We start from the raw sequence: 13,176 nt of genomic DNA, 5'->3' as shown, positions 1-13,176 counted from the left end.
TCATGCTTGACGCTTCCGCCGATACTCCAACGGCGTGCAGTCCTTCAGTTGGCGAAAGATACGGGAGAATGTCTGCAGTGATCCGAAGCCAACCTCCAGTGAGATGGCGGACACAGGCAGTTCGGTCGACCAGAGCAAGCTGCTGGCATGACGAATGCGGACTTCGTGCAGAAAATGAACAAAGTTCTGTCCGAGCTGCTTTTTGAATAATTCGCTCAGATGGGTGGCGTTGAAGTGAAACTGCTGGGCAAGCTCAGTTAGCGTTAAAGGCTCCCGGTAGTTGGCATGGATATGCTGAATCACTGGCCAAATGTTCTTGCGGTTGGAACCGGTGCCAGCCATGACAGGTACTGCGGTCGACTTCTCTATTAGCGGCATGCTCTTCAGACGGAGTCGATCGAATTCAACGATGATTTCAATCAGCATCGCTTTCAGCTTATATTTGCGCCAGGGACTATCGCTCATGTATTCGTCGTACATCGCTGCGAAGAGTTCCGTCATTCGGCATATGCCATTCGGATCTAGATAGATGTAGGGGGCCTGAGCCTCGGACTGCGCATCAAGCCAAGCTTGGAAGCCCCAATCGGCTTCATTGCTTCCAGACAGCAACTCGATGTCGAAGTTGCAGGTATACATCATAGGCAGTACTGTAGGCTCATATTGAAGTTCGTGAATTTGATAGGGGAGTAGCATCATCATCGTGCCTGGCTTTAACGTGTGACGCTGGCCATTGATGGTTTCTACACCGCCGCCTTCCACAAACAAGCTGAGTTCGAGAAAATCATGCCGGTGAGGCGTAATATGGGTTTGCTTATGTCGGTCAATTTTCATGAAGAATGGAAATGTCGAGTCAGCATTCGGATATTCAGTTAAATAACGAGGATATTCCGCCAAGAATAAAGCATCCCTTCCTAATGGAGCTATGATGTCATCATTATAACAAAAATAGAGTATACAGGAGTGAATTCCCATGACAAACGATACATTGGAAAAATTTAAAGGTACCTTCACAGCCCTTCTCACCCCTATGATGGAAGATGGGTCCATTGACTTTGCATCTCTCGAGCAAGCTGTGGAGCATCAGCTGCGTCAGGGAACGAAAGGATTTTATGTAGGCGGCAGCACAGGGGAAGGTTTCTTATTGACATTGGAAGAACGCATGCAAATATTGGAAACTGTCGTTCGTGTGAATGCGGGCCGTGGCACGGTGATTGCGCATGTGGGCTGCATCAGCACGCGGGAGACCATTAAGCTTGCGAAGCATGCAGAACAGATGAATGTCGATGCCGTATCGGCAGTTGTGCCCTTCTACTACAAGCTGTCTATGACAGAGATTAAGCGCCATTATGAAGATGTCATGGCTTCCACTCCACTGCCTATGATAATATATCATTTTCCAGGTGCGACCGGCGTTAGCTTAACGATGGACTTCTATGAGCAGATGTCGAAGCATCCGAAATGTATCGGCGTCAAATTCACCTCGCTCAACCTGTTCGAGATGGAGCAAATTCGCGCTAAGTGCGGTAAGGACTTCCTGATATTCAACGGACATGACGAAGTCTATACGGGAGGCGCCATTATGGGTGCGGACGGAGCAATCGGGAGTACGTTCAACATTATGCCAGGGATTTTCGCGAAGCTGTTCAGTCTGGCGCAAGCGAAGCAATGGGAAGCCATGCCCGTTCTTCAGTCTCAGGCCAACGAAGTTATTACGGAACTTATATCCATTGACGTGATGGCTTACGAAAAGTATGTCATGTACTTACAGGGTGTCTTCCGTACGCCGTTCATTCGTCAACCGCTGAAGCAATTGACGGCGGACGAGAAGCGGAAGATCGAAGCATTCTTTCAATCTAATGAAGTGTTAAAGGCGGACACACTCAAACAGTCCATTGGCTAGGCGTAAGTAGAGCGGCACTATAATAGAGGATAAGCTTTAGGTGCATAAATTTTTGACATATCAAAAATTTATGTACCTTTATCAAAATCGTATGATGTTCTCGCCGGTAAAAACGATGATATACTCACTTGGCACAATCGAGATAGCGCTTACAAAAATAGAAATTAAGGGAGGTATTACCGTGGTTTCAAGCAAAACATTTGTAAAGACAGGCATGATCACAATGGTATCCATCTCAGTGCTCGCAGGCTGCAGCTCCGGTGGAACCACCGGCGGGACCGGTGAGAAAGGAGCAAGCGCTAATGGCGGGACAAAGGCGGCTCCGGCGAAAGTAACGTTCTATTCAAACTCTGGCGCACTGAACGATATGCCACAAGGCAGCGATGCTGCGCGTCTTGATGAGGTCAAGAAGCTGATCTTAGAACAAACTAGCATAGATGTAAGCGCTATCGTTCCTCCAGCCAATGCTGATACGGCAAAAGAAAAGCTGAACCTGCTTCTTTCTTCTAATGATGAGGTCGATGTGTTTCAGGGCAGTTGGACCGATTACGCCAGCAAAGGCGCAATTACTCCTCTGAACGATCTCCTTGATAAGTATGGACCCAACATTAAGAAGGCTTGGCCGAAGGAATCCTGGGATATGATGACCGATAAGGACGGCAAGATCTGGGGTATTCCCCGTCTGACGCTGACGGCTGCTTATCCGATTTATCTTCGGAAGGAATGGATGCAGAAGTTGGGTCTGCAGGCACCGAAGACGATTGATGATCTGGAAGTGATTCTGAAGGCTTTCAAGGAAAAGGATCCTGACGGCAACGGCAAGGACGATACGATCGCGATGTCAACGAATCTTGAAGGGCTAACGATGTCGCTGGCTGCAGGATTCGTTGATGGAGGCTACGGCGACTGGCTTGATCCGGCAGATAAAAAGGTGAAGTCGGTTGAGTTCGCTGCTGGCTATAAGGATTTCGTGGCGAAGATGGCAGACTGGTACCAAAAGGGTTACATCTATAAGGAAGCCTTCGCGAAACACGATGCGCTGGAACTGCTGAAGACAAACCGCGTCGGCACAGCCGCTCGCTGGTATTCACATACGACACTACAGTTACCGAAGGTGCAAACGAGCATGCCAGAGATGGACTTCACCGCCGTGCCTAGTTTGACAGGTCCAAAAGGGAAGACGCAAACGATTAATCCGGCTGGTACGGGCGGTACACTGATCAACAAAAAAGCGAAAAATCCGGAAGCTGCGATCAAGTTCATTAACTGGATTTATCAAGATATTGAAAATTATACCATTACTCGTTACGGTATGAAGGATAAGGATTGGAAATGGATTGAGCCGAAGAAAATCTATGAACTCAGCAAGGATCGCAAGTATGCCGGCGAATTCTCCTTCGGTATGGGTCTTCCTAACGAAAACCTAGTTGATGTTAACGACGGTACGAACAAGATGCATAAAGATTTCCTGCGTTCCGAGCTTTTGAAACTGGACTCCGGGAAGATGCCTTTCGATTACAACATTGTGTATGACACGAAAGAATTAACGGACAAAGTACCATCCATGAGTGATATCAAACGTTTGCGGGACGAAGAAGTGACGAAGTTCATTATGGGTGCGCGCCCAATGAGCGATTGGGACAAATTCCTCGATCAGTTGAACAAAGCAGGTATGACCAGTCTCATCGATGCGAAGACGGAGCAGTACAATAAATTGAAGAAGTAGCTTGAATCCAGCATTCGTCTCTTCTATGTGTCAAGTGCAGGGGATGCACATTTTGTGCATCCCCGTTGTTTATTCATCGGAAGGAGGAGGGAGCGCATGATGACCAATAATCCGTCACTGAATCCCGCAACTATTCAATCGAAAAAAAGAGGAAGCCGCCGCTTGGTGGCCATACGTCACCATAAATTTTACTATTTATTAATTTTGCCGGGCCTGCTTTATTTTCTAATCTTCGACTATGTCCCGATGGCGGGCATTGTCATTGCCTTCAAGGATATTTCCCCCTTTGACGGCATTCAAGGAATTATAAGCAGCCCTTGGGTGGGCTTCAAGCACTTTAAGAACTTTATGGATTCCATTTACTTCTGGAATGTGCTCAGGAATACTTTGGTGATTAGCGGTTATAAGTTAATTATCGGTTTCCCGGCGCCGATCATTCTGGCATTGCTGCTGAATGAGGTCAAGCATCAAGTTTTCAAGAAGTTTGTGCAAACGATTTCTTACTTGCCTCATTTTTTATCCATGGTCATTATTTCAGGATTGGTGATGAACATCTTGTCCACGGACGGAGGTTTGGTTAACGAGTTGCTCCGCCTGTTTGGTAAGGAACCGATTCATTTTCTCGGCAGCAACGATTACTTCCGCAGTGTGCTTGTAAGCTCGCATATCTGGCATCAGGTGGGCTGGGGAAGCATCCTGTATTTGGCAGCACTAACAGCCATCGATCCACAGCTATATGAGGCAGCGATTATTGATGGTGCGGGGAAGTGGCGCCAAGTATGGCATATTACGCTCCCAGGCATTACGCACGTCATCGTCATCTTGTTTATCTTCAATGTAGGCGGACTGCTCAATGCCGGCTTCGAGCAAGTGTTTCTGTTGTATTCCCCGCCTGTCTATGAGACTTCGGACATTATCGATACCTTTGTGTACCGCCAGGGACTTATTCAATTTCAATATTCCTTCGCTACAGCCGTTAACCTGTTCAAAAGTGTGTTCGCAGCGATCTTGATCCTCGGCACGAACTATTTGAGCAAGCGGCTTGGTCAAGAAGGCATATGGTGAGGTGAGCATCTAGATGAAACCAACTAAGGGTGAAAAGCTGTTTGCGGCGTTTAATTACGCGTTTCTTGTGCTGCTGTGTGTGCTCTTCCTTGTTCCCTTCTGGACGGTATTCGCCACATCCTTTGTGAGCGAAGCGGAAGCGGTTCGTCGAGGCGCATTCATTCTCTTCCCGGAGCAGTGGAATTTACTGGCTTACCGGATGTTCCTGAAAGATAGCAACTTAATCTTTCATGCCTATCAAGTTACCTTATTCCGTGTCATTGTCGGAACCGCGCTTAATCTAATTGTAACGTCCATGCTCGCTTACGGACTGGCGCGCCGGACTCTGCCCGGCCGCAATGCGATCGTGACCTTTATTTTCGTTCAAATGGTCTTCTCCGGCGGGATGATTCCTACTTACTTGCTAATGGATGCCATCGGCCTAAAGGGTTCGATATGGGTATTAATTATCCCCGGATTGGTCAGCGCTTGGAATATGTTCATTATGCGGACGTTCTTCATGAACATCCCCGCAGAAATCGAAGAAGCGGCGATTATGGACGGCGCTAATGCGGCAGGCATTCTGTGGCGGATTATCTTGCCTTTGTCCAAGCCAGCATTCGTGACAATCGGTTTATTCTACGCAGTAGGTCATTGGAACGCTTGGTTCGATGCTGCGATTTATCTGAATGATGTGAAACAGTACCCGATGCAGCTGATTCTGCGCAACATTCTGTCCTCAGGTATTTCACAAGAGGATCTTATGCCAACCAACGAGATTCCACCACCTGCTGCTACGATTAAGGCAGCTGCGATTATGATTAGCACGATTCCAATTCTGTTCGTATATCCGTTCATCCAGAAATACTTTGTCAAAGGTGCGATGATCGGGTCAGTTAAAGGGTAGTAAATGTGTAAAGTTGTTCTTGAACGGTGATAGGGTTAAAATGAACAAACGGAGGCTATGCAATGAGATCCAAGCCTAATATTCTGATTGTCATGAGCGATGAGCATGCGGCCCACGCTACGGGCTGCTACGGGCATCTCGAAGTCAAGACGCCGCATATGGACCGGCTGGCCGCAGAGGGGATCCGGTTCGACAACGCCTATTGCAACTCGCCGATGTGCGTTCCGTCCCGTATGTCTTTTCTTACAGGACAGCATGCGTTCAAAGTGGGGGGATGGGATAATGGTTCGCCGTTGTCTTCGGTGACACCAACCTTCGCCCACTACTTTGAAGCCGCTGGCTATGAGTCGGTGCTCTGCGGTCGCATGCACATGGTTGGGGAAGACAGGCTGCACGGGTTCGGCAAGCGTCTCTATGACGATATGGACAGCTGGAAGAGCTATAATCAGACACCTAAGCGGACGCCGGAGGCGAGAAGGGGAAGTAATTCCCACGTCACGCAGTGCGGTCCGGGACAAGGGTCTTGGCAAGAATATGATGCTAACGTAGCTGATCTGACAGTTCGCTATTTAACGTCCAAGGCAGCTGCAGAAGAGGAGAAGCCATGGCTGATGGTCAGCGGTCTCATGTTTCCTCACTTTCCACTGATTGCACCCCCGGCATATTACCGGATGTACGATCCGCAGCAGCTGAAGCTGCCGTCTTGGACAGAGGAGACGCTGGAGGATCAGCACCCGGCGATTCGCCAGATGCGCTATGCCTTCCGCAATGATGAACAAGTGCCGGAGGAGACCGTTCGTACGGCGCTCGCTTCTTACTATGCTTTAATTACCTTAGTTGATGATTACTTAGGCCGGATGTTGGACGTGATCGATGGATCTTCGCTGAAGGACAACACAATTGTGGTGTATATTAGTGATCACGGCGAGATGGCCGGACAACACGGCATTTGGCAAAAGCAGTGCTTCTATGAATCGTCGGTGAAAATTCCGATGATTATTCGGCTGCCGGAATCCTTAGGAGGACGCAGCATCTCTCACAATGTAAGCTTAGTTGATCTCATTCCGACGATCATGGAATTAGCAGGAATTCAGCCCCCATCTCGACTATCGGGGCAGAGCTTGCTGCCGCTGATTCAGGGAGACCTAGAGGGGGCCCCGCGTGTCGTATTCAGCGAATATCATGCACAGGGGATGCTCCAGGCTGCTTTTATGGTGAAAAAAGATCATTTCAAATATAACTATTATGTCGAGTATCCAGAACAACCGGAGCTGTTCCAGGTGGATAAGGATCCGGGTGAGCTAGTGAATCTGGCTGGGCGTGCAGATATGGCGGGCAAGCTGCAGGAGATGCATCGCGAGCTGCTGTCAGTTGTTGGTGATCCTGCGGTTATCGATGAGCAGGCCAGACGCAATCAAGAGAAGAGCGGCATTTCACGCTGCTACTAATCGCTAACAAATAAGAGGAAGGAGGAAGTCTATGCGTCATCTGTGGCGTGCGCTGTTTGCAACGATGAGGGAAGGCAAGAAGAAGAGATTATCGTTCACACGGCTCATCTTATGGATGTACGTCGTAGCCCTCGTTCCTATTTTGACGATGTCTGTTATTTCCTATATTCAGGTAAGCCAAACCTTTCGATCCGAGGCGGAACAAACGAGTCAACAGTACGTTGGGCAGACGATCAATGCACTGGAAATTATCGTCGAACAGATTATGGACACTTGCCGCCAGCTTACACTGAATACGACCTTCCGCCGATTTGAAATTTTCCCGCAGGGGGATTATTTTGAGAACTTAACAGGGGAAATTCCTCCTGATGATTTGCAAGAGTCGTACCGTTATTATGTCGAGAAATCAAGGGCGATGGACAGCATCTCCATGTTTATGCTCTCTAGCCAATTCATTGATTCACTGTACTTTTTTGATAGCGGGCAAAATAAAGTGCTTGCGTTCGGCGATCGCTCTGCGGCGGGAACGTTTTTCCTATTTGATCAGTTTTATGATCAGGATTGGCGTCCCTCATTGAAGAAGCAGGAGCTTCCAGCTCCTGTCATTCTCGATTCGCGAAGAGCGAAGACGAGGGATGGAAGTTTCAAGCACGTGCTGACGGTCATTATGCCGACCGGTGTGGGTGATAATGCTTTTGTCGTGAATCTGAACGAGAAGTTGATGTACAAGGAAGTACTGAACCGGCTCAGTGGTTCAGGCAGGGTCTATCTGCTCTCGAACAAGGGACAGATTCAGCTGCATGAAACCGATGACGCTCAGAGTCCTGCGGTCGATAGCTACTTGGGTAAGGAAACGGAGCAAATCGAATACGGCAAGAACGGTTCCTTTAATCTGTCGATTGCGGATGTTCCGTCGCTTGCAATCTACGCTTCGAGTCAATGGCTGGGCTGGACCGTTCTTCATGTCGTTCCGCTGGAGGGCTTGGACCGTTCGTTGAATTTCCTAAGACAAGTGATCATCTATATCGGGCTGATTATGCTTCTCATCGCTGGACTGATGGCCTATATGTCGTCTAAACGGTTGTATAGGCCGGTTAAGGAAACGATGGAAGAGCGGGACTTGTATAGGCTTCGCTGGGAGGAGTCCCTTCCCGTATACAAAGAACGATTCGTTTACTCGCTGCTGAGACCGAACAAGTACTCGCTAGAAGAGATACAGAGCAAGCTTGCACAGTTAAAAATACCACTGGGGCCTGGTCCCTATGAGGTTATGGTTGTCGAGATGAAGACGCAGCGGAGTGGAGAATCAGAGGGGACGCTCGAGGCTGATTTCCACCGTATACAGGTGAGGGAACTCGTGGAGACGGCAACGGCCGGCTTCGAAGGATTCTCCGTCTGGGTAGACGAAGTTCAGATGGCGCGGGTGTTCTCAGGAAGCAGTGCAGCGGAGAACGGGGAAGTCAGCATCGCGCAGGTCGTGTCCGACCGACTTCGTGAGGCTTCACCAGAAGCGCTGACTGTCGGCTACGGTGGCGGCTGTGCGGAGATTAGCGATTTGCCGCAAGCGTATACGATGGCGAGGGAAGCACTGCTCAGCAGCCTGAATGCGCAGCAGCCTGTAGTGGCGAATGAGTTCGCATTCCCGCAAGCGAAGGCGGAGCTTCTGTGCGACTATATCAAAGTGGGGAATGCGGATCAGGCGATTCAGGTGATCGACGCCTTGCAGCTGGAATTGCAGGAGTACTCCGGTTATGCCATAGATGCGCATCGTGCTTTGGGCGTACAACTACTGTCGTTTATGCTGAACCGGCTGAACGGACAGCAGCCTAGAGCGGGGAGCCCCTTGATCCCGGAGGAGAAGTTGTACTTAGAGTTGATGCAAATAGCCGACCCCGATAGCATGTATGCCTGGTTCAGAAGGATGGTGAAGCTAGCGTCGGAGGAGCACAGCGATTCGGATCAAGAAGACTCCAAGCAGATCAGCCATATCGAGCGGCTGCTTCAGATCATCGAGAATAACCTCGCAGGCGAATTATCCCTCAGCTCCTCCGCTGAAGCACTCAGCCTCAATCCGGCCTATGTAAGTCGGTTGTTTAAGCAGACTACGGGCCAAACTTTCATGGAATATGTCACGCGCATTCGTATGGAGAAGAGTAAGCTGCTGCTGGCGGAGAGCGAGATGAAGGTAGGAGAGATTGGGCGGCTAGTCGGCTACAATCAGGATTATTACTTCATCCGGCTGTTTAAGGAGCATACGGGTGTACCCCCGGGCGAATACCGAAAGCGAATTCGAGGAGTGAAACAGCTGTAAACCGGCTTGATGCGGGGATACAGCTGTTTTTTTGTTTCTAACAGTAATGATTACGATACACACTTGGCGGTTGCCCGGTGTGTTTTTTATACGTTTTAGAGAAGTGATGCAAACTGATGAAGCCGCAAGCATCGGCGATTTCACCCAGCGTCAGCTTGGTTTCCTTCAACAGCTGCTGCGCGTGTTGAATGCGTAGGCGGAGCAAATAATCGTAGGGGCCGACGCCGAACTTGGTCTTGAATACGGCTGAGAAGCGAGAACGAGACAAATTAGCTCTACGCGCCATTGCTTCAACTGTAATCGGTTCGTTGAGATGCAGGTTCAAATAGGGCGTAATCCAGCTCAATGACGTCGGTCCTTGCTCGATCGGCTCCTGCTTTGTTGGGGAAAATTGCTCAATCATTTGCAGCATAAGTTCGCCTGCAAGGTGGTTGGCTCTAGCTTGCGCCATAGGCTCATAGGAGGTCCACATGCCGATTAACTTAATGAGAGAATCCCGAAAATAGGCCGGATTGGAAGGTTGAAAAACAATGGGCATATTCATTCCGCTAATGACATTTAAATTGGGCTGAATCAGATGCTCGTGCACCGTAATGTCTACAATCCCTGGAGGGACGGGAAAGCCGTCGCCACGCAAAGGGTTATAGAACAAGTCTAAGTGAATGAAGGGCATAATAATGCCTGGCTTTGCAATGTGGTGGCTGTGCAGGACGTCTGGCTGCAAGCAGCAGAACGAGCCAGGCTCCATCACGAACTCGGCATCCCGTGTGCGAATCACACATTGTCCTTCTTGTACATAGATGAGCTGGTAATCGAGCAGCCGGCGCTCAAGCGGCAGGGTGGTCCGGCTGCGAATGCCGTAGTCTGCTCTACGGATATAAGGGCATAATGGGAACTGGTTCAGCCAATGAGTTGCATCCGTCGTCTTCATAAGGTTCATACCCGTACATCCTTCCACTAGTGAGTTGTAAGACAGGACGATTTGACAACAATGAAGTGGTATAGGATAAAGCATAATGGTTCATTTTCCCTTATTATAATAACAGAAGAAGGAGGATGATGACATGGAAAACCTAATGAATAAATCAATCGACTCATACAAAGAGGACGGATACACAATCATTGCAGGAAAGCTAGGGCAAGCGGATTTGACACCAATGAGGTCCGTGCTGTCCCGAGCTGTAGATGAAGCGGCTGCGAAGTTGGTGCAGACGGGGCAGATCGAGCATGGCTATGAACAATTGCCTTTCGAGAAGCGCTGGCCCGCCGTATCTGAGGCTGCCGAAGGCCGAGGCGGCATTAACTGGGAGAAGGATATATTCACACGCGAACTGTACGAGCTGGCCACCCATCCGACTATTATTAATACGTTGAGACCGCTGCTTGGCGAAGATATCATTTTTAACGGAGACTTTCATATACGTCCCAAATTACCGGGCAGCAATTATTTCCCATGGCATCAGGACAGCCAGTATTACGGCTTACCTACCGGTGAGATGCATATTATTACGGTGTGGATACCGTTTGTCGATGTGAATGAACATAATGGATGCTTGTCTATGATGCCAGGAAGTCATACGTGGGGCGGTGTCATGGCGAGTGGAAGAGATGCCAAAGGGGAGATGCAGCCAGATAGCGACCCGGCGGAGCGCGGGACAGAGATAACAGTTCCGATGCAAGCGGGAGACATGGCGCTGTTCCATAATCTGACCTATCACCGCAGCTTGCCGAACTCGTCCGATGGGGCGCGTTGGTCCGTCGATTTGCGCTATAGCGCGGCACCTCGTGAAGACATGTCTGCGGCAGAGAAAGAGGGGTATGCGTTTTTCTTGGGTAAGCTGCAAGGCATGGGCTTCCTTACTTTCACGGCGGCTGGCCCGAACAAGGAATCCTGGGAAGAGGTTGAGCGCAAATTCCGTGCTTTGCAAGAGAGTAGGAAGAAATAAACACAACCGATATGCTGGTTATAGGCTGTCCTATAAGTAGATTATTCTACGATAGGACGGCTTTATTTTATTCAACACTTAGGGCAGGGGGATCCTAGATGCCTTATTTGCCGAAAATCCGCTGAAATCCAATCCGAGGGGAACGTAGATGCGCTATTTATCCAGTTTTCGTTATTAATTGCGTTTTTTAGACGAAATAGGGAACTGTAGTTCCCTTTTGATAATGATGTTGCCTATTTATCCGCAATTAGGACATCGTCGTTCCCTTTCGAGGAAGGGCAAGAGGGACAACCTTTTTACAATGTGCATAGTTGGCTCACTCCTGTTGTCACAGATCAGCACCCTAAAACGTCATATGGATATATATGTAAAAAGACGAGGGAGGAGCTGAGTACAAATGAACCTCGCATTATGGATAGCAACCGGGCTGCTCGCTGTTGTAGCCCTGGCAGGTGGTACTAGCAAAACGTTTATGTCCAAGGAGAGACTGGCTAAGTACCCTGGAGGGGGATGGGTCAAGGGCTTCCCTGCTAGCTTCCTCAAGAGTATAGGGGTCCTCGAGATCTTGGCAGCGGTAGGCCTAATTCTTCCCGCTTTACTCAATATCGCACCATTTATGGTGCCGGTTACTGCGATCTGCTGGGTGTTGGTCATGATCGGTGCGATCATCATCCACTTGCGCCACGGCCACGCCAAGCCAGTGGTGGCGAACCTGATTTACCTCGCGCTGGCAGTATTCATAGCGTGGGGCCGATTTGAATAGAGCAAGGCAGTCAAGGACTTCATGTCTAAGACTGCCTTTTTCCGTTTGTCTTCATTTTTGTACATTAAATAATTACCAAATTATTTTAATAAATTACATTTTATAAAAATTTCTAAAACGTATAATTACCTTCATGAGACATCGCACGAACAACTGAATGGGAAGCGAGATGATAAAAGTGAAAGCGGTTTTAAGCGGCTATAGAGAAAATGTTAAAACTACGAAGAAAAACAAATTCCTACAGCATATCAGAAGAGATGCGCTCTTATATTTACTCTTACTGCTGCCGATGGCGTATATCGCGATATTTAGATATGCCCCCATCTATGGCGTGGTGATGGCTTTTCAGGACTATAACATTTTCGAGGGAATTAGCGGTAGTGAGTGGGTTGGCTTGGATGTCTTCAAATTCATTTTTGAGCAGAATAGCTTCTACCGTGCGCTGAAGAATACGCTTGTTTTAAACCTTCTCGATCTGGTAGCGGGTTTCCCGGCACCTATTATACTAGCTATTCTGATAAACGAAATTCGGCATGTCAGATTTAAAAAAGTAACCCAAACGATCCTCTATTTACCCCATTTCTTATCATGGGTCATTATTGGCGGTATGGTCTACCTGATGTTTTCATCGGGCGGGATGGCGAATAGTGTCCTATCTAGTCTTGGTCTTGGTAACATTGAGTTTCTTTCTCAGAAAACCAACTGGCTGATCATGTATTTAGCAATTGGTGTGTGGCAAAGTGCAGGATGGGGAACAATCATCTATTTAGCTTCAATCATTGGTATTAATAAAGAATTATATGAGGCTGCAGATATGGATGGGTGCAGCAGACTTCGCAAGATATGGCATATTACGTTACCTGGCATGAAGCCGACCATTATTATTTTGCTTATTTTGCAAATTGGCAGAATGATCTCGATTGGATTTGATCGGCCATTTGTTATGGGGAATTCCTTGGTAAGTGAATACTCCGATGTTATTAGTACATTTGTCTACCGAATCGGGATTGGGTCTGGGGATTTCTCGCAGGCAACAGCAGTAGGCTTGTTTCAATCGGTAGTCGGATTAGTATTTTTATTGGCAGCCAATTATATTGCCAAAAAAATTGGTGAGCAGGGAATTTGGTAAGG

At 48.4% G+C, this 13,176-nt stretch carries 11 protein-coding genes; 9 read left to right on the top strand and 2 right to left on the bottom strand.

The window, feature by feature from the left end; all coding sequences use genetic code 11:
- Positions 1-894, bottom strand: coding sequence for an AraC family transcriptional regulator (locus tag J2736_RS14560; RefSeq protein WP_310499323.1), 894 nt, complete (start codon positions 892-894; stop codon positions 1-3).
- Positions 895-970: 76 nt separating this feature from the next.
- On the opposite strand from J2736_RS14560, the gene J2736_RS14555 reads away from it, so the two are divergent.
- The 6 genes from J2736_RS14555 to J2736_RS14530 all read left to right on the top strand — a co-directional run bounded on the left by J2736_RS14555 (position 971) and on the right by J2736_RS14530 (position 9,336).
- Positions 971-1,900: an N-acetylneuraminate lyase gene (locus J2736_RS14555; protein ID WP_310499322.1), complete on the top strand. Its 930-nt coding sequence runs from the start codon at positions 971-973 to the stop codon at positions 1,898-1,900.
- Between the two features lie 181 nt (positions 1,901-2,081).
- Positions 2,082-3,626, top strand: coding sequence for an extracellular solute-binding protein (locus tag J2736_RS14550; protein ID WP_310499321.1), 1,545 nt, complete (start codon positions 2,082-2,084; stop codon positions 3,624-3,626).
- A 96-nt stretch (positions 3,627-3,722) separates the two neighbouring features.
- Positions 3,723-4,691 (top strand): ABC transporter permease, encoded by a 969-nt coding sequence (locus tag J2736_RS14545; RefSeq protein WP_310499320.1) that lies wholly within the window; start codon positions 3,723-3,725, stop codon positions 4,689-4,691.
- A gap of 13 nt (positions 4,692-4,704) precedes the next feature.
- The gene (locus J2736_RS14540; RefSeq protein ID WP_310499319.1) at positions 4,705-5,577 is read left to right on the top strand and encodes a carbohydrate ABC transporter permease; all 873 of its coding nucleotides are present in this window, start codon (positions 4,705-4,707) and stop codon (positions 5,575-5,577) included.
- 62 nt (positions 5,578-5,639) lie between these two features.
- Positions 5,640-7,025: a sulfatase-like hydrolase/transferase gene (locus tag J2736_RS14535; RefSeq protein ID WP_310499318.1), complete on the top strand. Its 1,386-nt coding sequence runs from the start codon at positions 5,640-5,642 to the stop codon at positions 7,023-7,025.
- 31 nt (positions 7,026-7,056) lie between these two features.
- Positions 7,057-9,336 carry a helix-turn-helix domain-containing protein gene (locus J2736_RS14530; protein WP_310499317.1) on the top strand — a complete coding sequence of 760 codons (2,280 nt, stop codon included), beginning with the start codon at positions 7,057-7,059 and terminating at the stop codon, positions 9,334-9,336.
- Between the two features lie 37 nt (positions 9,337-9,373).
- On the opposite strand, the gene J2736_RS14525 is transcribed toward J2736_RS14530, so the two are convergent.
- The gene (locus J2736_RS14525) at positions 9,374-10,276 is read right to left on the bottom strand and encodes an AraC family transcriptional regulator (protein ID WP_310499316.1); all 903 of its coding nucleotides are present in this window, start codon (positions 10,274-10,276) and stop codon (positions 9,374-9,376) included.
- A gap of 124 nt (positions 10,277-10,400) precedes the next feature.
- Here J2736_RS14525 and J2736_RS14520 point away from each other — a divergent pair, with 124 nt between their 5' ends.
- The 3 genes from J2736_RS14520 (at position 10,401) to J2736_RS14510 (ending at position 13,174) form a co-directional block, all read left to right on the top strand.
- Positions 10,401-11,282 carry a phytanoyl-CoA dioxygenase family protein gene (locus J2736_RS14520; protein ID WP_310499315.1) on the top strand — a complete coding sequence of 294 codons (882 nt, stop codon included), beginning with the start codon at positions 10,401-10,403 and terminating at the stop codon, positions 11,280-11,282.
- Between the two features lie 397 nt (positions 11,283-11,679).
- Positions 11,680-12,045, top strand: a complete 366-nt coding sequence (locus J2736_RS14515; protein WP_310499314.1) for a DoxX family protein — start codon at positions 11,680-11,682, stop codon at positions 12,043-12,045.
- 169 nt (positions 12,046-12,214) lie between these two features.
- Positions 12,215-13,174 (top strand): ABC transporter permease, encoded by a 960-nt coding sequence (locus J2736_RS14510; RefSeq protein WP_310499313.1) that lies wholly within the window; start codon positions 12,215-12,217, stop codon positions 13,172-13,174.
- Positions 13,175-13,176 lie beyond the last annotated feature (2 nt).

Source organism: Paenibacillus qinlingensis (assembly GCF_031455095.1).
In the GTDB taxonomy this organism is placed as follows: Bacteria; Bacillota; Bacilli; order Paenibacillales; family NBRC-103111; genus Paenibacillus_E; species Paenibacillus_E qinlingensis_A.
The sequence above is the reverse complement of the archived record's forward strand: the minus strand, read 5'-3'. Positions and strand labels throughout refer to the sequence as shown.

What these genes read in the sequence shown, in the direction of transcription:
- J2736_RS14555 (WP_310499322.1), top strand. Translation starts at nt 971, where the DNA reads ATGACAAACGATACATTGGAAAAATTTAAAGGTACCTTCACAGCCCTT.
- J2736_RS14525 (WP_310499316.1), bottom strand. Translation starts at nt 10,276, where the DNA reads ATGAACCTTATGAAGACGACGGATGCAACTCATTGGCTGAACCAGTTC.
- J2736_RS14510 (WP_310499313.1), top strand. Translation starts at nt 12,215, where the DNA reads ATGATAAAAGTGAAAGCGGTTTTAAGCGGCTATAGAGAAAATGTTAAA.
- J2736_RS14535 (WP_310499318.1), top strand. Translation starts at nt 5,640, where the DNA reads ATGAGATCCAAGCCTAATATTCTGATTGTCATGAGCGATGAGCATGCG.
- J2736_RS14530 (WP_310499317.1), top strand. Translation starts at nt 7,057, where the DNA reads ATGCGTCATCTGTGGCGTGCGCTGTTTGCAACGATGAGGGAAGGCAAG.
- J2736_RS14515 (WP_310499314.1), top strand. Translation starts at nt 11,680, where the DNA reads ATGAACCTCGCATTATGGATAGCAACCGGGCTGCTCGCTGTTGTAGCC.
- J2736_RS14520 (WP_310499315.1), top strand. Translation starts at nt 10,401, where the DNA reads ATGGAAAACCTAATGAATAAATCAATCGACTCATACAAAGAGGACGGA.
- J2736_RS14540 (WP_310499319.1), top strand. Translation starts at nt 4,705, where the DNA reads ATGAAACCAACTAAGGGTGAAAAGCTGTTTGCGGCGTTTAATTACGCG.
- J2736_RS14545 (WP_310499320.1), top strand. Translation starts at nt 3,723, where the DNA reads ATGATGACCAATAATCCGTCACTGAATCCCGCAACTATTCAATCGAAA.